This window comes from Aeromicrobium sp., assembly GCF_037719875.1.
Classification (GTDB): domain Bacteria; phylum Actinomycetota; class Actinomycetes; order Propionibacteriales; family Nocardioidaceae; genus Aeromicrobium.
Map to the genome: position 1 here is coordinate 1 of NZ_JBBJMJ010000015.1, position 26,406 is coordinate 26,406.

Annotated in this window: 28 protein-coding genes; 15 read left to right on the forward strand and 13 right to left on the reverse strand. The window is 65.6% G+C overall.

What is annotated here, in order from left to right; all coding sequences use genetic code 11:
• The first annotated feature begins 151 nt into the window (after nt 1-151).
• Nucleotides 152-1,783 carry a serine/threonine-protein kinase gene (locus WKF39_RS13030; protein ID WP_340389084.1) on the forward strand — a complete coding sequence of 544 codons (1,632 nt, stop codon included), beginning with the start codon at nt 152-154 and terminating at the stop codon, nt 1,781-1,783.
• A 9-nt stretch (nt 1,784-1,792) separates the two neighbouring features.
• On the opposite strand, the gene WKF39_RS13035 is transcribed toward WKF39_RS13030, so the two are convergent.
• Nucleotides 1,793-3,382 carry a phospholipase D family protein gene (locus WKF39_RS13035; protein ID WP_340389086.1) on the reverse strand — a complete coding sequence of 530 codons (1,590 nt, stop codon included), beginning with the start codon at nt 3,380-3,382 and terminating at the stop codon, nt 1,793-1,795.
• Between the two features lie 140 nt (nt 3,383-3,522).
• Nucleotides 3,523-3,777 carry a hypothetical protein gene (locus WKF39_RS13040; protein WP_340389088.1) on the reverse strand — a complete coding sequence of 85 codons (255 nt, stop codon included), beginning with the start codon at nt 3,775-3,777 and terminating at the stop codon, nt 3,523-3,525.
• A 145-nt stretch (nt 3,778-3,922) separates the two neighbouring features.
• Between WKF39_RS13040 and WKF39_RS13045 the strand changes: the two genes are divergently transcribed.
• The 10 genes from WKF39_RS13045 (at nt 3,923) to WKF39_RS13090 (ending at nt 12,322) form a co-directional block, all read left to right on the forward strand.
• The gene (locus tag WKF39_RS13045; protein WP_340389090.1) at nt 3,923-4,630 is read left to right on the forward strand and encodes a histidine phosphatase family protein; all 708 of its coding nucleotides are present in this window, start codon (nt 3,923-3,925) and stop codon (nt 4,628-4,630) included.
• A 10-nt stretch (nt 4,631-4,640) separates the two neighbouring features.
• The gene (locus tag WKF39_RS13050; RefSeq protein WP_340389092.1) at nt 4,641-5,192 is read left to right on the forward strand and encodes a DUF3090 domain-containing protein; all 552 of its coding nucleotides are present in this window, start codon (nt 4,641-4,643) and stop codon (nt 5,190-5,192) included.
• Nucleotides 5,189-5,959: an SCO1664 family protein gene (locus WKF39_RS13055; RefSeq protein WP_340389094.1), complete on the forward strand. Its 771-nt coding sequence runs from the start codon at nt 5,189-5,191 to the stop codon at nt 5,957-5,959. The genes WKF39_RS13050 and WKF39_RS13055 overlap by 4 nt, the downstream gene beginning before the upstream one ends.
• Before the next feature lie 32 nt (nt 5,960-5,991).
• Nucleotides 5,992-7,143: a zinc-binding dehydrogenase gene (locus WKF39_RS13060; RefSeq protein WP_340389096.1), complete on the forward strand. Its 1,152-nt coding sequence runs from the start codon at nt 5,992-5,994 to the stop codon at nt 7,141-7,143.
• Between the two features lie 214 nt (nt 7,144-7,357).
• Nucleotides 7,358-8,539: a lipase family protein gene (locus WKF39_RS13065; RefSeq protein ID WP_340389098.1), complete on the forward strand. Its 1,182-nt coding sequence runs from the start codon at nt 7,358-7,360 to the stop codon at nt 8,537-8,539.
• Nucleotides 8,540-8,600: 61 nt separating this feature from the next.
• Complete coding sequence (locus WKF39_RS13070; protein ID WP_340389100.1) at nt 8,601-9,455, forward strand: metal-dependent hydrolase; 855 nt, start codon at nt 8,601-8,603, stop codon at nt 9,453-9,455.
• Between the two features lie 98 nt (nt 9,456-9,553).
• Nucleotides 9,554-10,810: a DUF222 domain-containing protein gene (locus WKF39_RS13075; protein ID WP_340389102.1), complete on the forward strand. Its 1,257-nt coding sequence runs from the start codon at nt 9,554-9,556 to the stop codon at nt 10,808-10,810.
• A gap of 41 nt (nt 10,811-10,851) precedes the next feature.
• Nucleotides 10,852-11,178 carry a metalloregulator ArsR/SmtB family transcription factor gene (locus WKF39_RS13080; protein ID WP_340389104.1) on the forward strand — a complete coding sequence of 109 codons (327 nt, stop codon included), beginning with the start codon at nt 10,852-10,854 and terminating at the stop codon, nt 11,176-11,178.
• A 28-nt stretch (nt 11,179-11,206) separates the two neighbouring features.
• Nucleotides 11,207-11,851 (forward strand): dihydrofolate reductase family protein, encoded by a 645-nt coding sequence (locus WKF39_RS13085; RefSeq protein ID WP_340389106.1) that lies wholly within the window; start codon nt 11,207-11,209, stop codon nt 11,849-11,851.
• 9 nt (nt 11,852-11,860) lie between these two features.
• On the forward strand, nt 11,861-12,322 hold the full coding sequence (locus tag WKF39_RS13090) for an SRPBCC domain-containing protein (protein WP_340389108.1): 462 nt from the start codon (nt 11,861-11,863) through the stop codon (nt 12,320-12,322).
• Between the two features lie 104 nt (nt 12,323-12,426).
• On the opposite strand, the gene WKF39_RS13095 is transcribed toward WKF39_RS13090, so the two are convergent.
• On the reverse strand, nt 12,427-12,903 hold the full coding sequence (locus WKF39_RS13095; RefSeq protein WP_340389109.1) for a VOC family protein: 477 nt from the start codon (nt 12,901-12,903) through the stop codon (nt 12,427-12,429).
• A 120-nt stretch (nt 12,904-13,023) separates the two neighbouring features.
• On the reverse strand, nt 13,024-14,226 hold the full coding sequence (locus tag WKF39_RS13100; RefSeq protein ID WP_340389111.1) for an FAD-dependent oxidoreductase: 1,203 nt from the start codon (nt 14,224-14,226) through the stop codon (nt 13,024-13,026).
• Between the two features lie 77 nt (nt 14,227-14,303).
• On the opposite strand from WKF39_RS13100, the gene WKF39_RS13105 reads away from it, so the two are divergent.
• Nucleotides 14,304-14,900 carry an XRE family transcriptional regulator gene (locus WKF39_RS13105; RefSeq protein WP_340389113.1) on the forward strand — a complete coding sequence of 199 codons (597 nt, stop codon included), beginning with the start codon at nt 14,304-14,306 and terminating at the stop codon, nt 14,898-14,900.
• Nucleotides 14,901-15,024: 124 nt separating this feature from the next.
• Here the strand turns inward: WKF39_RS13105 and WKF39_RS13110 are convergent, their stop codons facing one another.
• The 7 genes from WKF39_RS13110 to WKF39_RS13140 all read right to left on the reverse strand — a co-directional run bounded on the left by WKF39_RS13110 (nt 15,025) and on the right by WKF39_RS13140 (nt 22,488).
• Nucleotides 15,025-15,819: an SDR family oxidoreductase gene (locus WKF39_RS13110; protein ID WP_340389114.1), complete on the reverse strand. Its 795-nt coding sequence runs from the start codon at nt 15,817-15,819 to the stop codon at nt 15,025-15,027.
• Between the two features lie 147 nt (nt 15,820-15,966).
• Nucleotides 15,967-16,896 carry an NAD-dependent epimerase/dehydratase family protein gene (locus WKF39_RS13115; RefSeq protein WP_340389117.1) on the reverse strand — a complete coding sequence of 310 codons (930 nt, stop codon included), beginning with the start codon at nt 16,894-16,896 and terminating at the stop codon, nt 15,967-15,969.
• A gap of 76 nt (nt 16,897-16,972) precedes the next feature.
• Nucleotides 16,973-17,989, reverse strand: coding sequence for a sugar ABC transporter substrate-binding protein (locus WKF39_RS13120; protein WP_340389119.1), 1,017 nt, complete (start codon nt 17,987-17,989; stop codon nt 16,973-16,975).
• Between the two features lie 88 nt (nt 17,990-18,077).
• The gene (locus WKF39_RS13125) at nt 18,078-18,980 is read right to left on the reverse strand and encodes an ABC transporter permease (protein ID WP_340389121.1); all 903 of its coding nucleotides are present in this window, start codon (nt 18,978-18,980) and stop codon (nt 18,078-18,080) included.
• A gap of 127 nt (nt 18,981-19,107) precedes the next feature.
• Complete coding sequence (locus tag WKF39_RS13130) at nt 19,108-20,625, reverse strand: sugar ABC transporter ATP-binding protein (RefSeq protein WP_340389123.1); 1,518 nt, start codon at nt 20,623-20,625, stop codon at nt 19,108-19,110.
• On the reverse strand, nt 20,618-21,565 hold the full coding sequence (locus WKF39_RS13135) for a transketolase C-terminal domain-containing protein (protein ID WP_340389125.1): 948 nt from the start codon (nt 21,563-21,565) through the stop codon (nt 20,618-20,620). Before WKF39_RS13135 ends, WKF39_RS13130 begins: the two co-directional genes overlap by 8 nt.
• Nucleotides 21,565-22,488, reverse strand: coding sequence for a transketolase (locus WKF39_RS13140; protein WP_340389127.1), 924 nt, complete (start codon nt 22,486-22,488; stop codon nt 21,565-21,567). Before WKF39_RS13140 ends, WKF39_RS13135 begins: the two co-directional genes overlap by 1 nt.
• A 188-nt stretch (nt 22,489-22,676) precedes the next feature.
• On the opposite strand from WKF39_RS13140, the gene WKF39_RS13145 reads away from it, so the two are divergent.
• From WKF39_RS13145 to WKF39_RS13155, 3 genes are read left to right on the forward strand one after another with little or no spacing between them, the layout of a single operon-like run.
• Complete coding sequence (locus WKF39_RS13145; protein ID WP_340389129.1) at nt 22,677-22,961, forward strand: Dabb family protein; 285 nt, start codon at nt 22,677-22,679, stop codon at nt 22,959-22,961.
• A 55-nt stretch (nt 22,962-23,016) separates the two neighbouring features.
• Nucleotides 23,017-23,880: a transketolase gene (locus WKF39_RS13150; RefSeq protein ID WP_340389131.1), complete on the forward strand. Its 864-nt coding sequence runs from the start codon at nt 23,017-23,019 to the stop codon at nt 23,878-23,880.
• On the forward strand, nt 23,877-24,881 hold the full coding sequence (locus WKF39_RS13155; protein WP_340389133.1) for a transketolase C-terminal domain-containing protein: 1,005 nt from the start codon (nt 23,877-23,879) through the stop codon (nt 24,879-24,881). Before WKF39_RS13150 ends, WKF39_RS13155 begins: the two co-directional genes overlap by 4 nt.
• Here the strand turns inward: WKF39_RS13155 and WKF39_RS13160 are convergent.
• Nucleotides 24,870-25,619, reverse strand: coding sequence for an IclR family transcriptional regulator (locus tag WKF39_RS13160; RefSeq protein ID WP_340389135.1), 750 nt, complete (start codon nt 25,617-25,619; stop codon nt 24,870-24,872). The two genes, WKF39_RS13155 and WKF39_RS13160, sit on opposite strands and share 12 nt — an antisense overlap.
• Nucleotides 25,609-26,391: an IclR family transcriptional regulator gene (locus tag WKF39_RS13165; protein WP_340389137.1), complete on the reverse strand. Its 783-nt coding sequence runs from the start codon at nt 26,389-26,391 to the stop codon at nt 25,609-25,611. The genes WKF39_RS13160 and WKF39_RS13165 overlap by 11 nt, the downstream gene beginning before the upstream one ends.
• Nucleotides 26,392-26,406: the final 15 nt, after the last annotated feature.

Genomic DNA, 26,406 nt, shown 5'->3' on the forward strand with positions numbered 1-26,406 from the left:
AGGGAGACCATGTGGCCGAGCCGGGCCACCTCTGAGGCGAGGAACTCAGGCCCCCACCGACGACAGGAGTCCGCGGTTCTCGCTGCGTACCATCGCACGGTGGGGGTACAGCCCTCACGGACCATCGAGAAGACCATCGAGAGGACCCAGCATGCCACCGAGCACGATCGCCGGCCGCTATGTCGTGGAGCGGGCTGTCGGTCACGGCGGAATGGGCACGGTGTGGCTGTGCCGTGACGAGGTACTTGGTCGCAGCGTGGCCGTCAAGGAAGTCGGCAGCATGCCGGGCACCTCGACGTCGGATCTGGCTCGCGCCCTCCGCGAGGCTCGCAACTCCGCGGCCCTCAATCACCGCAACGTCGTGTCGATATTCGACGCGGTCGAGGACGGCGATCACAACTGGCTCGTCATGGAGTACGTCCCCTCAAGGAACCTGTCCGAGATGGTCGCGCAGGAAGGGCCCCTGTCTCCTGAGCGGGTCGTCTGGATCGGTGCCCAGGCCGCCGACGGTCTGGCTGCCGCCCACCAGCGCGGCACGATGCACCGCGACGTCAAGCCCGGCAACATCCTGGTCACCGACGAGGACCAGGTGAAGATCGCCGACTTCGGGATCGCCCGCACGCACGGGGACGCCCAGCTGACTCGGTCGGGAATCGTGACCGGAACCCCCGCCTTCTTCGCGCCCGAGCTCGCCAAGGGCCAAGAGCCGACCGTCGCCGCGGACGTATGGGCGCTGGGTGCGTCCCTCTACTCAGCTGTCGAGGGACGACTGCCCTATCCGGATCAGGCCAACGCGATCGCGCTTCTGACGCAGATCGCCAACGGGCCTCCCCGGTCGACCGAGCGAGCGGAGTTCCTGACCGAGCCGATCGCACGCATGATGGACCCTGATCCGAGCACCCGGTGGACGATGTCCGACGTGGCTCACACGCTGCATCGGCTGCACGGCCAGCACGGCATCAAGGGGTCGGGCCCGAGCACCGTGTCGCTCACGGCGGCGTTAGTCGAGGCTGCAGCGCGCAGCAGTGCAGAGGCCGAGCCCGAGAGTCAGTTCGAGTCCGATGGCGGGCCGGTCACCGAGGCGATCTCGGCACCCACGACCGAGACCGAGACCGGCGAGGGCCTTGCCACCGAGGCCATCGCGGCGCCCACACCCCAGACCGAGACCCAGACCCAGACCGAGACCGAGGCCACCGAGGCCCCCACCCCTCTCCCGCCCGTCGGCACCAGCGGGTCGGACCTCCCGCCCAGGTCCGACGAACGCAACGGCGGCCGCCGCTTTGCGCTCGCGGCAGTGGTCCTGCTCGTGGCCCTTGCCGCAGTCGGGGCCCTTCTGCTGCAGAACCGCGATGGTGGCGACACTCCCGTGGCCGACAAGCCCAAAAGCTCCGCGACCACCGGATCGGATGACTCGGGCAGCGGCGAAGAGGCCGAGTCCGCCGATCCCGACTCACCCACCCCAGCACCCTCCGACAACACCGGCGCGACGGCCGCCGACCAGTTCATCGGCGACTACTACGCCCTACTACCGTCTGACACCGAGACTGCGTGGTCGCTCATCTCTCCCGCCAGGCAGAGCCAGATCGGCGGCTACAACACCTACGCCGGATTCTGGGGCACGATCAGCAAGGTCCAGGTCAACGGCACGACTGCAGTCTCAGAGGGCGTGGTCGACGTCAAGCTGACCTACACGAGCGACGGTGGTACGGAGTCCGAGACCCGGCGAGTCCGGCTCGAGAAGAACGGCGACACCTTCCTGATCGCCGGCGACCAAGTGGTCTGAGACGCCGACTCAGAACTCGTCGGTTCCCCTCAGCCGGCGCGGGCGGCCATCAGGGTCGTGCAACAACAGATAGGGCACGAGCGCCATGGCTCGGCGCAACGGCCCGATCTCCGGGGGAAACATCCGGCGGAGGCGGCCGGCCGGCCGCGGACCGACACAGCCCCCGGCGTACCAGCTGTCGAGGCGGTCCGCGCTCTCGGTGTATGCCGCGAGCATGTCCACTCCCTCGACACAGTCGTCGAGGCTGTCGGTCCGGTCGAGGTGCTCAGCCGCCAGCGTCAGCCGGAGTCGGCGCGCGTATGTCGACGTCGCCTCTTCGCCGGCCAGATCGACCACGACCGCCGACAGCTCGGAGTCATGGGTCCACGAACGGCGGTTGAAGTTGTCCGACCCGACCGTCGCCCAGACGTCGTCGATGATGCAGGTCTTGGCGTGGACGTAGACCGGGGTCCCGGCGTGGTTCTCGATGCCGAAGATCGCCACCCGTTCTGGAGCCGCGCGGATCATCTCACGCATGGCCCGACGCCGACCCAGCAGCTGCGCCGTCCGCGACGCCCCCTCGAGATCGGGGTGCAGCGGCACGACTGCGATGACGTGGAGGTCCTCGTGCTGGCGCAGTGCGTCGGTGAAGACACCGCCGACGTGGGTGCCCCAGAGATATTGGTCCTCGATGTAGACGATCCGCCGCGCCTTGGCCAGCGCCTTGGAATAGCCGCGCGCGACACTGCGCTCGCCACCATGGGCGAAGTCGTAGTCACGATTGGCCCGCAGATCGGGGTATGTCCGCAGGAGCTGCACCACGTGTGAGCCGTCCGGCACCTCCGGCGGGGGCGGAGACTGTGCCGGGAGCGGGTCCGGACTGCGGTCGAGCCGGTGGATCATGTCGGATAGGACATTGACGGGGCTGCGGCTCAGCGGCGTCGGATCCTCCCACCGCTCCCTGAAGACCGTCTCGACGTCATGCACGGCAGGGCCGCTGATGGCTGCCTGGATGTCGTGCCACGGCGGTGTCGGACCATACTCGTCGGCCATGCTCAACGGTTGTGGATCACCGTGGTGATCGGAGTCATCTCGCCGCGAGTGACACAGGTCGATCCCTCCGACGTAGGCGATGTCGCGGGAGGGGTCGTCCTGATGGCGGATGACGACCATCTTCTGATGATGGGAGCCGCCCATCCGCACCCGCATGTCGAGCAGCGCCTCGGCGCCTCGATCCTGCAGCTCCTTGCCCAGGCGGCGGTTCTCCCCAGCCGTGAACCCGAAGCCTTCCCAGTGCGATCGCCACACCAGTCCCCGGACGTCGACCCCTCGCTCGTCGGCGCGGCCGAGCACTTCGGCGACCTCGCTGCCGGGCTCCCCCGTCAGCCGCTCGTCGGCGTCACCCTGCCAGTCGGTGAAGAACACCAGGTCGCCGTCGCGGGTCGCCTCGATCCGCTCGAACAGCTCCGCGAAGTAGGTCTTGCCGTGGACCAACGGCCGAACGTGATTGCCTGTCGACCAGGCGCGTCCGGGATGTGCCGCGTCGATGCGCGTCCCGGCGTTGCCCCGCTCGTCCGGGGTCAGCAGCCAGCTCGTCGGATCCTCCCCATCAACGGCCACTCGTCCACCCTGCCCCCATCCGGCCGCGCCCACCAGCCCCGGGGCCGGGTGCCGAGGCCACACACCCGCTGGCGTCTGGCGATGCGCAACCCAAAAGTGGCGCCCACCATGCTGTGAGCGCCACTCCTGGGGATCAGGTGTTATCCCTTGCCGGGTGCGCGCTCCGACGGGCTGCCAGTGGTGTCGCGGCAGTTGGACGCTCCTGCGGTCCCCATGTGCTTGCCCTTGCCTTCGCTGTCGTGGGCAGGTCCGGCGACGTGCACGGTACCGAAGTAGGAGAAGCCCGGGGTGTCGCCCTCGACGCAGTGCGCCGCCGAGGCGCCACCTGAGCTGAACGCGATCGAACCGGCAACCATCGCGGCGACCGCGATGCTCTTGGCGAGTGTGGAACGCATGATGCCTCCGTGGGGTTGGGTGATCTACGTCACTTTATGTCGCTCCCCCGGTTCGCGCCGATCGAGTGTGGACAACGGAGCCGATCCGGGTCTGCCCGCGAGCAGGAGCGCCAGCTCGTCGCGGCCGACCACTAGGCTCGTGGCCATGGCCACAGTCCTCCTGGTTCGGCACGGTCGCACCACAGCCAACGCCAGCGGGGTGCTGGCCGGTCGGACCGCCGGCATCAAGCTCGACGAGGCCGGCCGGAATCAGGTGGCCCGCACCGGCGAACGACTCGGGGTCGTCCCCCTGGTTGCAGTCGTCTCGAGCCCGTTGGAGCGCTGCCGACAGACGTCACGGGCGATCCTCGACCGGCAGGCTGGCTCCCCGGCCACGCCGATCGAGAAGGGCATCACCGAGTGCGACTACGGGCAATGGCAGGGCCGGGGTTTCGGCGAGCTGGCCAAGGAAGACCTGTGGTCGGTGGTGCAGGCACAGCCTTCGGCCGCGGTGTTTCCCGGTGGTGAGTCGATGGCCGCGATGCAGTCCCGATCGGTCGCCGCGATCAGACGCCATGACGCGGCGTTCGAGATGGAGCACGGGCCGGGTGCCGTATGGGTCGCGGTGAGTCACGGCGACGTCATCAAGGCGATCCTGGCCGATGCACTCGGCATGCACCTCGATCTGTTCCAGCGCATCAACGTCGACCCCGCGTCGATCTCGATCGTGCGATATGGGTCCACCCGACCAGACGTCATCGCCACCAACACCGAGGCAGGAGACCTGTCCTGGCTCGGCGCCGAGCCCAGCGCAGACGGGGCGCCGGTCGGCGGCGGCGCAGGCCATCGGGCGCCAGCCACACCTCACTCCTAACATTGACCCCATGGCACCCCTCGTCCATGGATTCGACTGGCCCGACCGACTCGTCGTCGGCACTGTCGGCCAACCCGGATCGCGTACGTTCTATCTCCAGGCCCGAAGTGGTCCCGAACTGATCAGTGTCGCCCTCGAGAAGGAGCAGTCGGCCGCACTCGCCGAACGGATCGAGGAGGTGCTCGACGACTTGATGGCCGAGGAAGGCAACCCGTTCAGCGTCCCGCCCCTGACGCCAGAGGGGCTCGTGGACAACGATCCGCTGGAGCAGCCCGTCGAGGAGCAGTTCCGTGCCGGCGCGATGGGCCTGGGCTGGGATCCGTCGACGGCGCAGATCGTGATCGAGGCATTCCCCATCCTGGAGGCCGACGACGAGTCCTTCGATCCACTCGAGGTCGAGCCCGACGAGGTCCTCCTCGTACGCATTCCGGTCGGCACGGCGCGGGCCTTCGCCAAACGCACCCGCGAGGTGGTGGGGGCCGGCCGGCCCATCTGCCCTCTCTGCCGGGTGCCGATGGACTCCGAGGACCACGTGTGCGAGCTGCCCGACGGGTTCCGGTGACACTCGGGACTGATCTCCTCGACGGTGATCTCGAGCTGTCGGGTCGGATCATGCCTGCGTCGAACGCGACGTTCATCGGCCAGATCGGCGACGTCACCGTCGTCTACAAGCCGGTGGCCGGCGAGCGCCCGCTCTGGGACTTCCCCGATGGCAACCTCGCTCGTCGCGAGGTGGCGGCATACGCGATCTCGGAGGCTCTCGGCTGGGGCGTGGTCCCTCACACGTGGCTGCGCGACGGGCCGATGGGCATCGGGATGGCCCAGCTCTGGCAGGAGTCTGACCCTGAACAGCGCGCTGTCGACCTGGTTGCCCCGGCGGCCCTTCCCGCCGAGGGGTGGTGCCATGTCCTCGACGGACTCGACGCCCAGGATCATCGGGTGTCCCTGGTCCACGAGGACTCTGCCGCGCTGCGCCGCATGGCGGTGTTCGACATCGTCGTCAACAACGCCGACCGCAAGGGTGGCCACGTCCTCGAGATGGTCGGCGGACACCGTCACGGCATCGACCACGGGCTGACCTTCCACACCGAGCACAAGCTGCGCACGGTCCTGTGGGGCTGGGTCGATCAGGACCTCCGTCCCGATGAGCTGGAGGGGATCGATCGAGTCTGCTCGGCGCTCGCCAGCGATCTCGGTGACACCCTCGCGACGCTGGTCAGCCCTGTCGAGATCGCAGCCCTGGCCGCTCGGTGCGACCTGCTGCGGCGTGAGGCCAGATTCCCCGCGCCGCAGGGTCACCTGCCTGCGGTCCCCTGGCCGCCGTTCTGACCAACCCCCGCCACTCCCCCTACACTTCCGGCATGCGCGCCGTGACTCTGCACCAAGGACAGCTCGAGGTCCAGGACATTCCTGATCTTCGACCCGCGAAGGGCCAGGTGCTGATCGACGTGACCCGGTGCGGCATCTGCGGATCGGACCTGCACGCCCGTGTGCACGGCGACGCCACGGCGGACGCCGCAGCCGAGATCGGCTACGACCAGTTCATGAGGTCGGACCAGCGCGTGGTGATGGGCCACGAGTTCACCGGCACGATCGCCGAGTATGGTCCGGGCACCCGCAAGAAGTGGCCCACCGGGTCGAGCGTCGTGGCGATGCCGATCCTGGACACCGGCCGGGGGGTCCATCTCGTCGGGTTGTCCGAGCTCGCGCCCGGTGCGTATGCCGAGCAGGTGCTCGTGTCGGAGGCGTTGACCTTCCCCGTCCCTGGCGGACTCTCCCCCGACGTGGCGGCCCTGACCGAGCCGCTCGCCGTTGCGCTCCACGCCGTCAACCGGGGGGACGTGGGCGCCAAGGACACCGCGGTCGTCATCGGCTGCGGCCCGATCGGCCTTGCCGTGATCCTGATGCTCAAGGCCAAGGGCGTCCGCACCGTGATCGCGAGTGACTACTCAGTCGGTCGCCGAGAGCTCGCGCGTCGCTGCGGCGCTGATGTCATCGTCGACCCGGGCGCCGAGTCGCCGTGGTCGACGTTTGCGGACAGCAAGACATACCTGACTCAGGCCAGCTCCCTGTTCGAGCTGGCAGTGGACTCCATGACCAAGCTCCGATCCGTGCCGCTGCTGCCGTGGAACCGGGTGCTCGAGACCGCGCAGAAGCTCGGTGCCGGGCCGCGCGGGCCGGTCGTCTTCGAGTGCGTCGGGATGCCAGGAGTCATCGAGCACATCGTCACCAGTGCGCCGCTGCTGTCGCGCGTCGTCGTGGTCGGCGTGTGCATGGAGCCCGACACGTTCCGGCCCGTCATGGCGATCAACAAGGAGATCGAGCTGCGATTTGCGCTCGGCTACGATCCCGCGGAGTTCCATCGTGCGTTGATGCTGACCTCGAGCGGCAAGGTCGACCCCACCCCGTTGGTCACCGGGACCGTCGGCCTCGACGGCGTCGCGACGGCGTTCGACCAGCTCGGAGATCCCGAGCTCCACGCCAAGATCCTGGTCGACCCCGCCCTCGCCTGATCCTGCTCACATACAACCTCGTCCTCCAGCCCCCCGAAAGACCGAGGCTCTAGCGGATCCCTCCGGGCTGTACCAACCCGTGGTCGAACACGAAAACCACGGTCGCCGCCCGGTGGTGGTCGCTCAGGCCGCTGCCGCATTGGCCTTGCCGACCGATGGTCCCCGCACTACAGTGAGTCGATATTGAAAATCGACACTTTCACTTGGAGATCTCATGGCCCGCGCCCCCCGTCAGATCATGACCCTCATCGCCGCAGCGATGGCGCTCATCCTCGTCACGCCGACGAGCTCTGCGAGTGCAGCACCGGCCGACCCCAGCACCGATCCGTTCTTCGCCGCGCCGGCAAACCTCGGCACGCTGGACCCCGGCACCGTGATCAGATCGCGGCCGGTCTCGACGAAGCTGATCCCGGGCATTCCCCTGGGTGGGAAGTCCTACCAGATCCTGCTCCGGAGCAATGACGCCAAGGATCGTCCAGCCGCGGTGACGGCCACGATCATCGTTCCCCGCAACGCGACGAAGAAGCAGCTGCTCGCCTATCAGCCCGCAACTGACAGCCTCGGGGCGAAATGTGAGCCCTCCTACGCCCTGCAGACCGGCAGCGAAAAGGAGGCAGCGCTGATCGCGCAGGGTCTCAGCAAGGGGCTCACCGTGGTGGTGCCCGACCACCAAGGTCCACGGCACGCTTACGCCGCCGGCAGGATGGCCGGTCACGCCACGCTCGACGCCGTGCGCGCTGCCACGAGATTTCCTGAAGCGAACCTCGCCGGGGCCTCTACGAAGGTGGGCATGGTCGGCTACTCCGGCGGCGCCATCGCTACCGGCTGGGCAGCGCAGCTGCACCCCTCGTACGCCCCGGACATCAATCTGGTGGGGGTTGCCTCCGGTGGCACCCCGGCCGACCTGGAGGTGGCCGGTCGCAACCTCGACGGTGGCCTGTTCAGTGGACTGTTCCTCGGCGCGGCGCTCGGCGTGATGCGCGAGTATCCGGAGCTGCGTTCGCTCCTCAACGCCGAAGGCCTCCGTTTTGAGCAGCGTGTCAAGAACGCCTGCGTCAACGAGCTCGTCCTGAACGCGTTTCAGTCCATCAAGCGATTCAGTGACTCGCCCGACCCGCTGGCCGAACCTGTGACGAAAAGGGTCCTGGGTGACAACAAGATGGGCGCCTTGGCCCCGACCGCACCGGTGATGCTGTGGCACGCGACGCTGGACGAGCTGATTCCCTATCGGTTGGCTCCGGCACTCAGGGACAAGTGGTGCTCACAAGGCACGAAGGTGAAGCTCGTGACGAATCGTTTCACTGAGCACAACCTCGGTGCCGTGATCTGGCTCAACGACGCTCTGCCGTTCCTGCTCGACCGCTACGCCGGCAAGCCCGTCACCGGTACCTGCTGAGCATGGGGAGCGGCAGGCGGCACGCCTTGTTTCCACCCAAGAGCACGCTTAGGTTGACGGCATGAGCAGCCCAGTCCCCCATCGCGACGTCCGGACGCGCCGGATCCGCTTCTCATACCCCGAGGGGAGCTTGCAGCGGCACTGCGTCGACGGTGACTTGGTGATGAGTCACGTCATCGCGGTCCTGTCGGCCACCTTCCCGCCGGGTGAGGATTTCTTCGTCCGCTCGGTTCGAAACTTCCGCGACCGGGTGACCGACCCGGAGCTGAACCGGCAGGTCGGCGGCTTCATCGGCCAGGAGGTCACCCACGGCCGCGAGCACCGCGAGCTGAACCGGCGGCTGCAGGAGATGGGATACCCCACTCACAGGATCGCCCGGTTCGTGAAGTGGGCGCTGTCGGACGCCGAGAAGCGCATGCCGCGCATGCTCTGCCTCGCCTACACCGCAGCGCTCGAGCACTACACCGCCACGATCGCCGAAGCGCTGCTTCGCAAGCCGGAGGCACAGCGACTGCTCGGCGACACCGAGGTCCGCTCCATCCTGCTCTGGCACGCGCTCGAGGAGTCCGAGCACAAGGCCGTGGCGTTCGACGTCTACCGGGCGGCTGGCGGCACGGAACGGATGCGTATCTGGGGTTTTCGCATCATGAGCTTCGGACTGCTCGGTCTCGTCGTGATCGCGACAGCGCTGTCGATGATGCTCACCGACCGGTCCACATACAACCCGATCCGCCTGGTCCGCAGCCTTGCCGCAATCCGGCACTCGCCCTTCCTGGAGCGCGACGTGATTCGACACCTCCGCGCGTACACCCGAAAGGGGTTCCACCCGGACGACATCGACAGCACCGACCTGCTGGAGCGGTGGACGGTCGAGCTCTTCGGTCCCGAGGGAAAACTGGCCGACCACCTGGGTTGACATTCGACCGCGAGTTCCGTGAGAGCTAACTATCTTTCTCGCCTATTTTGCAAGGCTTTCTCCTGGTATTCGAACGTCTGTTCGAGTAGTATGAGGGTATGGATCCGGGGCCCACGATCGAGGCGATGCGCACCGCTGCACGCACGTTGCGCTCTGGTGATGTGCGGGACAAGATCAGGGCGGTTCAGACCGCGCAGGACGCGTTGGATGCTGCGAAGGCGTCGCTGCTGGCTGAGCTGGAGGTGTCCAAGGACTTCGAGCTCGACGGTGCGTCGACGTTGAACATGTGGGTCCGTAACCAGCTGCGGCTCAACGCCGGGCAAGCCACCGCCCTGGTCCGCAACGTTTCGGCTCTTCGGGACCTGCCGTTGGTGGGTGAGGCCGCGATGACCGGTCAGATCAGCGCCGCCCACGTCCGGGTCTTCGTCTACGGCCTGGCCCACGTCGGCCTGGAGCCGATGCGCCAGTTCCAGGACGTGTTCGTCGACGTCGCCCGCGAATGCGAACCGAGCGAGTTGTTCGAAGCGGTCAAACACTTGAAGGACAAGGTCCATCCCGAAGACCTCGACGACGCCTGGGAACGCGGGATGGACAAGCAAGACTTCTGCGTCAACGCCGTCCCCGACGGCTGGCACGTGGCCGGGTTCCTCAACACCATCACCGGCGCGAAGCTCAAGAAGGTCCTCGACTCGGTGGCAGCACCGGTCGACAAGGAAGACACCCGACCAGGCTCGGAGCGCCGGGTCCAAGGCCTCGACGACCTGCTGTCCTCCGTGCTGGCCAACGGGTTGCCCTCGGACAAAGGTGTCCGACCCCACCTGTCGGTGTTCGTGGACGCCGACACATTGCAAGCCGCCGCCACCCACGTCAAGGCCGGCGCCGAGCGGTCCTTCCTGGGCCCCGACCCCATGCCACCGGTCGAACCCGCCACACTGGCCGGCCACGGTGCCATCGGCCCCAACCTGCTGATGTATTTGCAATGCGTCAGTGATTTCACCGCATTCCTCATGAAAGACGGCGACCGCAACCGCCAGGCGCAGATCCTCAACGCCGGCACCACCAAATACCAGCCCAACCTCACCCAGAGGCGTGCTGTCATCGCCCGCCAGACCGGTGTGTGCGCCACCCCAGGCTGCAACCACACTCACCTGGAGATTCACCATTCGATCTGGTGGTCCAATGGCGGACCGACCGACCTCGACCTCCTGGTCGGACTCTGCACCCGATGCCACCATTTGCTTCACCGCGGGCGGCTCCACATCACCGGCAACGCCGTGGACGGATTCACCTTCACCAACAGCACCGGTAGACCACTACGCCGCCGACGACGAACCCACTACCGCCCAGCCGCCTGACCCGGTTGACGAATCCATGCCGGCGCATCATAGTTAGGCCTGTGCCTAACTATTACGACGAGCTCGACGCCGTGCTCCGCGCAGTCGCGGATCCGACGCGCCGGGCCGTCGTGGAACGGTTGGCGAAGTCCCCGGCCGTGGTGTCCGAGCTCGCAGCACCGTTCTCGATGGCACTGCCGTCACTGATGCAGCACCTGCGCGTCCTCGAGGACGCGGGACTGGTCACGTCCGAGAAGCACGGACGCGTCCGCACCGTGAGCCTGCGGCCGGGCGCCCTCGACGTCCTGCACGTGTGGCTCGGCGAGCAACGAACCCCCGCAGAACACCAAGCCGACCGGCTCGCCATCCACCTGAACAGAGCCACCTGACCCGCACCACCCCCGAAGGGAACGTGACATGACCCGCGTACACATCGACCTGAACATCTCGCTGGACGGCTACACCTCAGGCGGCCAGACCACGGAGAATCTGATGGGTGAGGACTGGGGGAAGCTCATGGCGTCCTACACCGCGACCCGCACGATGCAGGAGCGCGTCTTCGGCAACACCAGCGGCGCCGGCACGACCGGCATCGACGACTCCTATGCCGCGGCGCACCTCGAGGGTGTCGGCGCCGAGATCATGGGCGCGGCCATGTTCGGCCTGCACACGGTCCTCGACGATCCGGACTGGAAGGGCTGGTGGGGTGACGAGCCGCCATTCGGCATGCCGGTCTACGTCCTCACCCACACTGCACCGCGTCCGTCGATACCGATGCTGGGCGGGACGACGTTCCACTTCCGCAGCGCCGCGATCGAGGACGTGCTCGCCGAGGCCGTCGAGGCCGCCAGTGGCCTCGACGTGCGCGTCGGCGGTGGGATCAGCACCGCGCGCGCCTTCTTACGCGCCGGGCTGGTCGACCACTTGCACGTCGCGATCGCCCCGGTCCTGCTGGGTCGAGGCAATCGGCTGTGGGACGACCTGCGCGGCCTCGAACTCACCCACAAGGTGACGACGGAAGTGGCCGAGAGTGGCACGACCCACGTCACCTTCACGCGATAGGACGTACACATGACGATCGAACGCCGACTCGCCCGCGCCGGGTTCACCCTGACCCGCGACTATCCCGTTCCCCCCGAGCGCGCGTGGGACGCATTCGCCGAGGAGGACCAGAAGCTGGCCTGGTTCGGTGCCGGCGAGACCTTTGAGGCTGGCGACTGGCTATTCGACTTCCGCGTCGGCGGACGCGACGTCGCCGAGGGGACGTTCCACGACGGTCCGGTCTCGCGGTACGAAGCCACATACACCGATATTGTCGAGCACGTCCGCATCGTCACGACGTACGACATGTGGCTCGATGAGGTTCACATGTCGACGTCGGTCGCGTCGTTCGAGTTCGAACCGATCGACCAGGGCACCCGATTCACGCACGTCGAGCACGGCGTCTTCCTCGACCAGTTCTGGGCCGACGGACCGAGTCGCGAGGAAGGCAGCCGGGGCCTGCTCGAGGCTCTGGCCAACCACTTCGCGTAACGCACTGTCCGTCCACAGGTGGATCCTTGGCCACCTCGCACCCGGAGTCATTCGCGTTCCACTGCCTCGGGAGCGGTTCACGGGTCAGGCAGGCTCGGCTGGAGCTAGAAGCGGAGTCGGGGCTCGTCATAGGTGATCGGCGACCCGGATCCAAACTCGATTCCGACGAAGGCGCCTGGTGGCCCGGTATGCGCGCCGGCCACGAAGCGCAGCACCGTCCCGTCCGGGTCGGTGATGTCCATCGCGATTCCAAAGTCTCCGCGGTCATGGACCTCGCCGTGTTCGATACCGAGCTCGGCGCAGCGTTCGATGACCGCGGACACGTCCTCTGCCGTCCGGAGCATGAACGCACATACATCGAAGCCGTCCAGGACCGGGCTGCTGGCGCAATATTCACGCTCGCGCAGCCCGATCACAAACCCCGCTTCATGATCGGCAAGGACGACACCTCTGACTCCGGCGGCCTCGAAGAACTCGTTGGCCAGTTCCAGATCGAAGAGGTCTGCGTACCACCGGGCGCTGATCGCCAGGTCACTCACAGGCAGTTTGATCTGGCGGACACCGATGATCGGGAGCTTCACAACAGCAGTGTGTCAAAGGCGTCCCCGCCACCGGCGGAACACGCCCCGGTCATCGGCAGATCCGGTCGTTCGCGGGCGAAGCCCGATCTGGAGACGAGCCGGTTTCACGGAGCCGTGCGGTCAGGCCGTAGCGCGGGTGAGGATCCGAGCGCGCAGCTTGTGCAAGCTGGGCATGAATCCATAGATCACGATCGGGACCGCGACCGTGGCGAGCACGAAGGTTCTCAGCACGCTGGGCAGGTGGGCGAGGGTGTCGCCGAGGGCCAGGTTGAGCGCGGTCAGGGTCGGGAAGACCGCGATCCAGATCATGAGTGCGAGCTGATGTTTGGTGGGCGGCGGGATGGTGCTCATGGTGTTCTCCTTTGAGCTCGATTGAGCAATGGTCGAGTCAGGCGGGGAGCCGGACGCGAAGTCGTGGACGGCGAGACGTACGTCCTCGTCCACGAGGTCGTTGTTGATGGCGATGGCTGCCGCAGAACCTTCGCCGGCAGCGGTGATGACCTGGGCCCGCGGGTTGGCGACGTTGCCAGCGGCCCAGACCCCGGGCACGCTGGTGCGGCCTGTGCCGTCAGCGACGACCCAGCCGGTTTCGTGGGTGGCGCAGCCGAGTTCGGTCAGCAGGTTGCCATGGGGGACAAAATTTGGCCGGACGAAGACTGCGTCTCGGGGTACGACGCGGCCGCCTTCGAGCTCGACGCCGACGAGGCGGTCGTCCTTGATCACCAGCCGACTTACTGTTCCCTCCATGATGCCGATGGCCCGGGCGAGCAGCTGCTCGCGCTCGATCGGCGGCAAGGTGAAGGTGTGATTGAAGTAGACGACATCGTGGGACCACTGGCGAATGATCAGGGCGTGCTGGATCGCTTCGGGCGTGCCCCCAAGGACGCCGAGCCGTTGGTCTTTGACCTCGTGCCCGTGGCAGTAAGGGCAGTGAAGGAGGTCTCGGCCCCAGCGTTCCCGGACACCAGAGACGTCGGGGATCTCGTCGCGCAGCCCGGTCGTGACAAGGATTCGGCGGGCGGACAATGTGTCGTTGTTGTCGACCGAGACCGCAAATCCTGCGTCATCGCATCGGCGGATCGAGGTGACGGTGCCGCGGACCAGGTGGCCGCCATAGGACGCCACCTCCTGGCGACCGACCTCGAGCAGCTCTGCGGGTGCCATGCCGTCGCGTGAGAGAAAGCCCTGCATGTGCGCGGCGGGCGCGTTGCGATGCTCGCCGGCGTCGATGACGACGACTCGCCGGCGGGCGCGGGTGAGGACAAGGGCTGCCGAGAGACCGGCCGCTCCGCCGCCGATGATTGCCACGTCGTAGTTGTTCATGAGTCGAGAATCGCCCTCACCAGCTCCCGCGACAACAAATGTTGCTGTTATTGGGAATCTTGCGGTGCAATATGAAGATGGATCCCGCATCGAACCCCTCAGCAACCATCGGCTCCACCTTGGACCTGGTCGGACCACGGCTACGGAAGGTGCGCGAGCAGCGCGGCGTGACCCTGACCGTGGTGGCCGAGCGAACCGGGATCTCCAAGAGCACGTTGTCGCGACTGGAGAACGGCCAGCGCAAACCCAGTCTGGAGTTGCTCCTCCCGCTGGCGGAGGTCTATCGAGTTCCGCTCGACGACCTTGTGGGCGCGCCCGAAGTGGGCGACCCACGTATCCAGCTCAAGCCCCGGCGGGTGAACGGGCGCACGGTCCTGCCGCTGACCCGGCATCCGGACGGAATCCAAGCGTGGAAGATCATCATCCCTGTCAGCCAGTCGACGCCGAAGCTCCGCACTCACGACGGCTACGAATGGCTGTACGTACTGACCGGACGGATGCGCCTGATCCAGGGTGAGCGGGACCTGGTGCTTGGTGCCGGTGAGGCAGCCGAGTTCGACACCCAGACGCCGCACTGGTTCGGGAGCACTGGCGAGGGGCCAGCTGAGGTCCTGAGCATCTTCGGCCGCCCCGGCGAACGCATCCATGTTCACGCCACGTCGCGGGAGACGTGAGGGCGACGGCCCTGGTCGCGAGGACAGGATTGGAGCCTATGACTTCTGGGCTATGAGCCCAGCGAGCTACAACATTCGCGGTTGAGGCTCTCGACTCACTCGGGTCTCGTCCTACCCGGCCGCCTCACACCATGCTCCTTACCAATCCACCGTCGCACCGCAACGCTGAACCGTTGATCGCCGACGCAAGCGGGCTTGCCACGAATGCCACGAGATCGGCGATCTCCTCAGGGAGGATCAAGCGTTGGATTAGTGACGTGAAGCGTCCGCCACCCGGGCCCATGAAGATTGCCTCAGCCTCGTCGAAGGTTTGGTCAGGGTAAATGCTTGAGATGAAGTCGATGACGCCCTCGGTCTTGGTTGACCCGGCAACGATCGAATTGACCGTAACCCTTGAACCCTTCGTCATCTCGGCGAGACTGCGCGAGAGCGAGAGAATCGCCGCCTTCGATGCCGAGTAGTGCGCCATCTCCGGCGCGGGCATCAACGCAGCTTCGCTGGCGAGCATCAGGATTCTGCCGTGATCCAACCCAAGCATGACCGGCAGGTAGTGGCGGGAGAGCCGCACCACACTCATCAAGTTGATCTCGAACATCCGTGCCCAGTCTTCGTCAGTCTCATCGGCGAAGGCGGCCGCTTCATACACACCGAGGTTGTTGACGAGGATGTCGACCGAGGGAAAGGCGTTGACCGTCATCCCGGCGCCCTCGGCGGTCCCGTTGTCAGCAACAAGAGGTCGGAGGTTGGCGTCGACGACGTCCGACTGGATGTGCTCGATCGCCGCGGCGACGGACTCCTCTGTGCGTCCATTCACGATGACCGTGGCGCCCTCGCGGGCGAGCGAGGTCGCGATCTCACGTCCTATTCCTCCCGTGGACGCGGTCACGAGTGCGAGCTTGCCGGCGAGGTGGAGGTCCATCATGTTCCTTCGGGTGCGGAGGTCAGTGAGTGGTTTAGGTGAGAACGGAGAACGAAGCCGGAGTCGTCAGACGGTCCGCGGCCGAGTCGGGCACTCCGTCCATGAGGAAGAAGCCATGGACCATGCCGTCGTATGGATGTCTGCGACCTAATTCGTCGTCACATGATCGTGGGGATCGCCCTTGGCGGCCCACACCCGCCGGTACGAACCTTGGACGATTTCGTCGAGCAGCGACGGTCCGCACGGAGCCCATCCGAGCTCCTTGCGTGCCAGGGACGAGTCCACACGACTGTTGCTCGAGAGTGCGACGTCGACCCACCGCTGACCGAAGGCCGCATAGGCCACCTCTGGAGGACACGACTCGGCGGTGGGAAGCCCGACCAGGGTGGCCACGGCTGCGGCGATGTCTCTCATCCCACACTCCCCCGACGCCAGGTTGTAGACGCTGCCCGCTTCGGCGTGCTGAGCTGCCAACAGGTACGCCTCGGCAAGGTCAGCAATGAAGACGTTGCCCCAGATGTTGTCGCCGGCACCCACGTACAGGCTGCGTCCCGTCGAGATCGCGGTGCGGATCAGAAGGGGAATCTGTTCGCTGGCTCCTTCACCGAAGATCATCGACGGCCGAAGGACGACCGTGCGGATTCCACGACCGGCCGCTTCGACCACTGCCTGATCTGTGGCGTATCGCGTGGCGACGACGTCGGCTGGACGGTGACTCGTCGTCTCGGTGTAGACCGTCTCATTTCGACTGCCTTGTGCGAGATCGGTGTAGACGCCCGTGCCGCTGGTGCGGATGTACGTCTTGCCGGTCCCCTCGAGGGCCTCGAGGAACACCCGGGTCGAGTTGGCATGATCTGCGCTCGCTGTGTCCATCACGATGTCGGCATCCTTGGCGGCGGCTGCGAGCATCGCGCTGTCATCGAGATCGCCGAGGACTGGCGTCAGACCGCGGGCGCGGAGTCCGTCTGCGGCGGACCGAGCCCGCACCAGGCCCCGTACGTCGTGGCCAGCGATCTGCATGCGGGTGGCGACTGCCAGTCCGATGTAGCCATTCGCCCCGGTGATGAGAATCTTCATGTTTCCCTGTCTTCTGCTCGGATGTGCGGGTAGCGCCGGCTAGGACCGACGCCACCCGCCCACGATGGTGGTGAAACTACTTGATGACGATCTTCAGCCCGTCCTGGTCCGCTGAAGGATTGCTTGCCAACGAGAGGCTTTTCGCGTCGTACTGCGGGAGCCTGTCGACAAACTGCGCCTTGTAGGCCTCGACGTTCTCATTCGTCACAGGCAAGGAGTTCAGCACGACCGCGCCATTGTCACGAGCGGATCCGTTGATCGCGTCGTAAGCCAGGATCAAGGCCATGCCACCGTTGATGAACTCGCCGCCCGGACTGACCAGCATGTCGCCGTCCTGGATCGCCTTGACCCCGTCCGCCGTGCCGTCGATGCTCGCAACCTTGACCTTGCCGTTCTGGCCGGCAGACCCGAGGGCTTGGATGGCGCCGACTGCTGACGAGTCATTGAAGGCGAAGAGACAATCGAATCCAGGTCCGGGGAACTTCGCGAGGAAGTTCTGGGTTGCCTTGAGCCCCGCCTCGGGGAGCTCGACGGGACGCTGAGGCTTCCCAAGGATGGTCAGGCCGCCGGCCTCTGCCTCCTTGACGAATCCATCGAGCCGGGCGTCAGCGACGGAGTTGCCCTGCAGGCCGCTCATCGCGACGACCTTCGAGCACCCTGCATCTACGAGCGCCTTGGCCCCTACTGCGCCGTCTCCGGCGTCATCGCCGACCACGTAGCCCGCGTAGTAGTCCGCAGACTCGGCGCTCGGCTCGACCCCGGGCTTGCGCGCCGCGGCGGCGCAGACGATCTTGGCCCTCTTGCACTCGTCCAGCAGCCGCGGCCCGATCTCGGCCGTGATCGGACCGAATACGATGCCATCGACACCCTGGGCGATGAGGTCCTGGACGTTCTTGAGCTGATTGGTCTCTTGCTCCTGGGCATCCGCGACGACGACCTTGACGCCGAGCTGCTTGCCGATGTCCTTCGCGAAGTCGGCATTGGCCTTCCAATACGGGTTGGCGAGCACCGGGACGGCGAAACCGATCGTGAGGTCGCCACCCCCGCCGCCGCCCTTGTCGTCAGATGACGAGCCACATCCAGTCAGCGTCATGGCGAGCGTGAGCCCGGCCGCTAAGAGTGACGTTGTCTTCAACATATCCGTGTTCCTTTCACTGATGAGTCCGAGACTTGAGGCGTCGTCACTTGATGACTCCGATCTTGGATCGGTCGAGCGCGACGAAGACTGCGAGCACGAGGATCGCGCCCTGGATGATCTGCTGGATCTCCGGTGCGACACCCAAGATGACCAGACCGTTGTTGAGGACGACGATGATCAGTGCGCCTACCGCGGTGTTCCAGATGTTGCCAATGCCGCCCGTCAGGGGCGTGCCGCCGAGCACGACGGCAGCGATCGCGGTGAGCTCGAAGCCTGTTGCGGCCTGCGCCGTCGCCACTCCGAGCTGACCGTCGAGGACCAGTCCTCCGAGACCTGCCATGAGGCCGCAGACGACGAACACCATGACCTTGACCCGCGTGACTGGTACGCCCGAGAGTCCCGAGACCCGTTCCTCGCCGCCGATCGACCTCGTGTGGCGGCCGAAGACGGTCTGGTTCATCAGGGCCGTCGTGATGATCAGGGCCGCGCCCAGCACGATGTAGATCCCGGGAGTCGTGCCCATGGCACCAAGAGTTCCGTCGACCTGCGCCGACTGAGTGCCGGAGACGACGATCGTCAGCCCCCTGGCCACCGACAACATCCCGAGGGTCACGATGAAGGACGGCACCTTGAACACCGCGAACAGCACGCCGTTGACGGCGCCGCACAGGCCGCCGATCGCGATGCCGGCAGCAATGCCGGCCGCGCTTCCGTGATCGACCGCGACGAGGCCCCCGGACATTCCGGCGAGCGCTGCCACCGAGCCGACGGACAGATCGATCGAACCCGAAACCACCACGAACGTGAGCCCGAAGCCGATGATCGCGACCACGCTGGCCTGCTGGATCAAGTTGGCCATGTTGCTGCTTGTCATGAACCGGTCTCCGGCGATCGCCGTGTAGAACACGACAAGTCCGAACAACCCGGCCAGCGGAAGCAGCCTCATCAGGTGCAGTCTTCGGCGCGGACCAGAAGCCTCTCCCACATCGAGCAGGGGTTGCGGATCACCGTCCAGACCGGAACTCGGCTCGGCTAGGCGAGAAAAGACGTTGTTCATGGTGTGCTCCTGACCGTCAGATCATGTGAGATACGAGAAGTTCTTCGGTTGGGGTGTCGTTCCGGTTCGCCTCGTACGTGGCGTGGCCCCGGCGGAATACGATGATGCGGTCACACATGCCGATGAGCTCTGGCAGCTCGTCCGAGATCAGGACGATCGCCGCACCATCGGCCGCCAGACGCTCGATCATCAGGTAGATCTCCGCCTTCGCACCCACGTCGATCCCGCGAGTGGGGTTGTGCATGACCAGCACCCGGGGGGGATCCACCAGCCACTTGGCAAGCGCGACCTTCTGCCGGTTGCCTCCTGAGAGATTGAACGGAAGCGCGGCCGTGCTCGTGGTGTGGATGCCCATGGTCTCGACCATGGAGGCGGCGATCTTTGCATCGGCGCGTCCGGAGTAGGTGCCCAGCCGAGAGCGCATGCCCAGCGTCGGGAGCGCGATGTTGTCGGCAATGCTCGCCCTGAGGATGACGCCCTCGCGGTCGCGATCCGGTGGAACGTAAGCAACCCCTCGCCGGATGGCCTGTCGCGGGTTGGCCGGCGCATACGGCGCGCCATCCAGCGTGATCGTGCCGGATGCCGCTCGTACGTCCCCGAACAGCGAACGGCCCACCTGCTCCGTACCACACCCGACGAGGCCCCCGAGGCCCACAATCTCGCCGGCCTTCACTGAGAAGCTGAGACCGGAGAACATGCCGTCGACGGCCAGTTCGCGCACGTCCAGGACTTGGTCGGAGCCGGAAATCGACGTGGAGTCGGCGCGATAGAGCGAGCTGGTCGGGATGCGGCCGACCATGAGGCGCGTGAGCTCCTCGGTGCTGGTATCGGCCGGCAACGTGTCGACGACCCGGCCGTCCTTGAGCACCGTCACGACATCGCACAAGCTGGCGATCTCCTCCAGGTAGTGGGAGATGTAGACGATGGCCTTGCCCGCGTCACGCAGCCGTTGCATGACCGAGAACAGCACGTCGAGACGTGTGTGGCTGAGGCATGCGCTCATTTCGTCGACCAGCAGAACCTCTGGATCGAAGTGCACGGCGCGTGCCAGCTCCACCAGCTTGCGGTCCTCGAGACTGAGGTCGCCGGCCAACCGACTGGGACGAATGTGCGGAGCGATCTCGGTGAGGGCGTCGCCGACCGCGGCAACGGTTCGCCCGGGGATGATGACCCCGCCCCACGTCGCGATACGGCCGCGCCCGAGGAGGAAGTTCTCGGCCACGGTGAGGGACGGGACGAGCCCCGGCTCCTGGAGAACAATTTCGACGCCGCTGCTGCGTGCGGCATGGACGGACGCGGGCGCGTACGACTCGCCGCACAGCTCCATGGATCCGCCTGTGGGTTGGACCAGCCCAGCGACGACGTTGAGGAGGGTCGATTTGCCGGCGCCGTTCTCGCCGAGCAATGCGTGGATGCGTCCGCGACCGAACTCGACGGTCGTCTGGGGTAACCAGTCAAGTGCTTTCGTGCCGGGATAATGGCGCTGGATTCCCGTCAACCGCAGGACCGCTTCGGCCGGAAGTGCCTCAACCATTGTTCGCTCCATCAATGTTCAGGTAGCTCGCAATTGACTGCGCGAGGGCAGCGGGTGATAGCCCGTACTTGTCGAGCAGGTCGGCATTGGGCGCCGACTCCCCCCAGTGGTCCTGCAGCCCGAGGCGCACCACCCGCGGGGATGGCGCCCGAGAGCAGAGCACTTCAGAGACCAATCCACCCAACCCCCCGATGACCGAGTGCTCCTCAACGACAACAACAAGGTCGACGCCGGCCAGCTGCGCGCACAACGATTCCTCGTCCAGGGGCTTGATCGTCGGCACATGGACCACCCGTGGTGTGACTCCGGTGCTCGCCGTGACGAGGGCTGCCGCCTCGACGGTTCGTACGCTCTGCACTCCGGTTGAGACCAGCACAACGGTCCCGCCTTCGACGAGCCGTGACACAGCCCCAACGTGGAACGCCGCGGCCGCCGGCAGAGCGGGCGCAGCGTCCCGGGCGAGCCGCAGGTACACCGGGCCGTCATACTCGTTGGCCCAGCGAACCATCTGAGCACACTCCATGGCATCGCCCGGACTGAGCACGACCATGCCCGGCATCGCTCGCATGATTGCGAGGTCCTGCACGTCTTGATGGGTCTTGCCAGTGAGTCCGGTCAGAACGCCTGAGTAGCCGGCAGCAATCTTGACGTTCGCTCGAGTCTGGGCCACGAGCATTCTGATCGGATCGAGGGCACGGTGTGTGAAGAACACAGCGAACGACGACATCCAGGGGATGAATCCGTGATCGGAGAGGCCAGCTGCTGCTGCGACCATGTTCTGCTCTGCGATACCCATCTGCATGAACTGGCCGGGCAGGGCAGCAGCGAATGTGTCGCCTTTGGTTGAGGTGGCCAGGTCCGCATCCAGCAGGACGATGCGTTCGTTGCGGCGGGCATCGGCGACCAGCGTGTCGGCCCACGCCACGCGCAAGGACGTCATCACATCTCCCCGATGTCATCGAGTCCCAAGTCCACTCGCGCCCGGTCGAGCTGCTCTTGCGACGCAATGCCGTTGTGCCACGCGTGTTGGTGCTCGGCGTAGGAGATGCCTTTGCCCTTGATCGTGGACGCCAGGATGACCGTCGGTCGGGTCTGATTCGCGCCCCTGGCCAGCTCATAGGCTGCGAGGATCTGCGGGAAGTCGTGACCATCGATCTCGATGACACGCCATCCGAAACTTCTGAAGACCGCACCTAGGTCGATACCGCGCCAAGGATCACCGCGGTCGCCTCGATCGTTCCCGTCCGGCTCCCATCCGTACTGCTGAAGTCCATTGTGGTCCACAATCGCCGTCAAATTTGCCAGCCGATAGCGGGCGGCGACGTGCACGGCCTCCCAGACCATGCCCTCTTGAATTTCCCCGTCGCCGAGCATGACCCAGGTGTGCGAGTCCCGGCCCGCCATACGAGCACCCAGAGCAAGCCCCATTCCGAATGAGAGCCCTTGGCCGAGCGAGCCTGAAGACGCGTCCAGGCCCGGTAGACGAGTTCGATCCGGGTGGCCCTGGAGACGGGAGTCGATCTTGTCGAATGTTGCGAGCTCGAGCACGTCAAAGTAGCCGCGCAGGGCCATGACCGAGTAGAGCGCGATCGATGAGTGACCCTTCGACAGGACGAATCGGTCCCGCTCGATGCGGTCGGGTTCAGCGGGGTCGATACGCATCTGATCGAAGTAGAGCGCGGTGATGAGGTCCATCGCGGAGAGCGGGCCGCCGACATGACCTGCCTGGCTGGCTGCGACGGTCGAGATCGACAACCAGCGGGCAGTTGCAGCGACTCGCTCGAGTGCTGCAAAAGAACGACGGGACTCGCCCCCCAGAGGGGCGCGAGACATCGTGTCGATGTCCACATGCTTGCTCGTCATGATTCGCCTCTTACGTTGCGGAGACCATCGCTCCTGAGTGTGACGTCGGCTACATTGTCATAGTACTGACATTTTGTCCACTGAAAGAGAATTGATCAACTATATTGCTCGTTAGTGAGTCGAGAATCGCGCCCCAGCGACCTCTTGTTCATCCGCCGAGAGTTCCATCCGCCACAGAGAGGACTGCCATGTTCTGGCAAATCGTCACTTTTCACTACGCCGCTCGTACGTCACCGGCCGAGCGCAACGCCTTCGAGTCAACAATCGACGACCTTCCCAGTCGCATTCCATCGATGCTCCAGGTGCACGTCGGCCCTGACGAGTCCAACAGTGAATCGACCGTCTACATCTCAAACTTCGAAGACAGGGAGGGCTTCGAGACCTACCTTGACCACCCTGCGCACCAGCCGGTCGGGGTGGAGGCAGAACGCATCTGCGCCCACATCGACCGCATCCTGACGGCGCGCACATGACCAACTTGATTCTCATCTAATGGACTTTGTGTCGGTTTTCTGATAATTCTTGCCCATGAATGATTTCCCCTCCGCCAACCCAACGCAGGACGCGGACCTGATCCGGCACATCGAAGAGCGAGCCCTGTTCGCCCGCCTGGAGACCGTGCGCCTCATCTCGATCGCGAAGACGGGCCACTACGCGTCAGGATTCTCCTGCGCCGAGATCCTCGCAACGCTCTACTACGGCGTCATGCGTCTTCGTCAGGGTGAACCTGACTGGCCGGCACGTGATCGCTTCCTGTTCGGCAAGGGTCACGCAGCAGCCACCCTCTATCCGCTTCTGGCAGACTGGGGCTTCTTCGATGCCGCCGAGCTTGATGACTACACGCGGCTCGGAAGCGCCTTCGGTGACCACCCGGACATGACCAAAATTCCCGGTATCGACTTCAGCAGCGGCTCTCTTGGCCATGCCCTCTCGACCGGTGCCGGGGTGGCGATGGGCACCCGTATGCAGGGCAACTCCGCCAACGTCTTTGTGCTCCTTGGCGACGGTGAGCTGCACGAGGGTCAAATCTGGGAAGCCGCACTGGGTGCTGCCCACCACGACGTCTCCAACCTCATCGCCATCGTCGACCGCAACGACCATTCGCTGGACGGTCACATTGGCGGCGTGACCGGCATCGAACCCCTGGCCGACAAGTGGACAGCGTTCGGATGGGATGTTCACGAAGTGGATGGCCACGACGTCCCGGCACTGCTGACGTTGCTGCGCGGAATCGCGTCCGACACCGCTCGAACTCGCCCCGTCGCGGTCATCGCAAAGACGGTCAAGGGCAAAGGCATCTCATATATGGAGTCAGAATTCGGCTGGCACCTCGGCTGGTTGGCCGAGCAGGACGAGCTGAACGCAATCGAAGAACTGAGGAACAACGCATGAGCATCGCGCCTGGGCTGCAGCCCGAGTCCTGGCACCTCTTGACCCTCCTGGAGCGCGCGCCCGGACTCCACATCCTCGCCGACACCTTGGCTGATCTGGTCGATGAGGGACACCCGATCGTGGCGGGTACCGCCGACTTGAAGTACTCCAACGGACTCATCCGATTCCAGAACAGGCACCCCGACCGGTACGTGCAGTTCGGCATCTCTGAGCAGCACATGGTGTCCGCCGCGGCCGGTCTGGCTACCACCGGTCTGCAGCCCTACGTTGCCACGTTCGCATCGTTCATGGCGCTCCTCGCGTGCGAGCAGATCCGGACCGATGTCGCCTACACGAAGCAGAACGTGCGACTCATCGGCCACCACGCAGGCATCACGTTGGGCTTCTACGGAACGTCTCACCACGCGACAGAGGACCTGGCGATGATGCGAAGCATTCCGGGTCTGGCGGTCATCGCGCCAGCCGACACCGCGCAGCTGGGTCTTGCGCTGAGAGCGGCTTCGACATACGACGGACCGATTTACTTCCGGATCGGCCGCGGTCAGGACCCTGACATCTACTCATCGCAGAGCGAGTTCATCATCGGCCGCTCCATCCAGCACGGTCGGGGCGCGGACCTGACCATCATTGCCACCGGCTCGATGGTCCATCCGACCCTGTGTGCGGCCGAGGAACTGAGGGGCGAGGGACTGTCAGTCGGCGTGATCGACATGCACACGATCAAGCCTCTCGACGAGGAGGCCATCATGGCCGCAGCCGCCCATTCGGGTGCCCTCATGACGGTGGAGGAGCACAGCACCACCGGTGGTCTGGGTGGCGCCGTCGCCGAAGTCCTAACAGAGCGGGGCCTCGGGACGAGGCTGCACCGCCATGGGCTCAAGGACGAATATGCGCTCATTGGCCCCCCGACCCATCTCTACCGCCACTATCACCTCGACTCGGCCGGCATCGCCACCACTGCACGCGATTTCATCAATCGCCGCGGCGGTTCACCCCAGTAGGCGTTCAGCCATCCGATCGGCCGCACCATTCAGCAGAGTCGACAGATGGTGTTGGCCGGCGATGATCTGATGTCGTAGGCCTGCGACCGACAACGCGGCGAGGACGGTGCCGTCACTGTCACGCACTGGAACGCCTATCGCTCCGACGCCGATGGTCACGTCTTGATCGGACAGCGCGTAGCCGCGTTCACGGGTCGTCGCCATGTCCGCTTCGAGAGCTTCCGCATCGGCGAGGGTGAATGGAGTGACCTTCTCGAACGGAGCCTTGGCGAGGAACGCATCGTGGTCAACTGGGCCGAAAGCCAGGAGTGCCCGACCGACCGCACCCAAGTTGAGTGGCAAGTTGCCGCCGGGCTTCAGCGCGAGCACCTGGAAGTTGGCACCGTGGAGCTGTCGAACGCACACAGCGTGGTCGCCCCTCAGCACGCACAGGTACACCGTGAGCCCGGTGGCCTCCCTGATGTCGTCCAGCAGGTCGTCGGAGTCGAACCGGCTGGACATGCTGGCAATCGCTGCGTCGCCCAGTTGCAACCAGGTGGTGCTCAGCGAAGCCTTGCCGTCCGGAGCTTGAGTGACGAAGTCGGCCTGTAGTAGTGCTCCGAGCAACCGGTAGCCGCTGGGGCGCGGAATGCCGATGACCTGGGCCAGCTCTGGCGCCGTCAGTGGTCCCTGTTGAGCGAAGGCCGTCAGCGCCCGCGAGGCTTGTTGAAGGACCTTGTTGGTGGAGTCAGTGGGCATCTTCAGCACCTCCACCGAGCGCGGCCGTGAGTTCGGCTGCGCTTCGAAGCACCAGAGGCTCGATCCCCTCATCTGAGTCAGCGATGCGCGCCTCGAGAGCGCTCAGGGACACAGATGCCTGGACGACACCTCGATGGTCGAAGACCGGCGCGGATGCCGTCAACACTCCCGGGGTCACGTCTCCCTCCGAGACGGCGATGCCAGCCGAGCGGATGGCGGCGAGATCGTTCTCGAGGCGCTGGCGGTCGCCTGGCAGGAAGGGGTTAGGCCCACCCGATGAGATCGCATCGAGGTACGCAAGCCGACGCGACGGCGACTCGAAAGCCAGTATTGCTCTGGCGGCGGCGCTGCGATGGAGCGCAATGGAGCCGCCCAGCGGCAGCTCGACCGCTTGGACCTGTGCCCCGTCGATTCGCTCGATGCATACCGCAACGCTGTCCCGCCGCACACAAAGGTAGGACGTCTCCTGAGACTGCTCACGCATCGCGCGAAGAATCGGAAGGGCCAGAGCACGTATGTCCAGCGAGTCCGCGACGGACTGGCCGAGCCGCGCAACGTCAGCGCCCAGTCGATACTGACCGCGGCGGTCGGCACGCTCGATCCATTCGACCTGTTCGAGGTTGCGAATGAGGCGGTAGACCGAGCTCACCGGCTCGCCGAGTTCGGTAGCCAGCTGGGATGCACTCAGCTGGTTGTGCGTCTCCAGCACTGCAAGCGCCCGCGAAGCTTTGGAGATGATGCTCGTGCCGAGTTCCGGGTCTTCGGGTGGCATACGAACTTCCTCTCG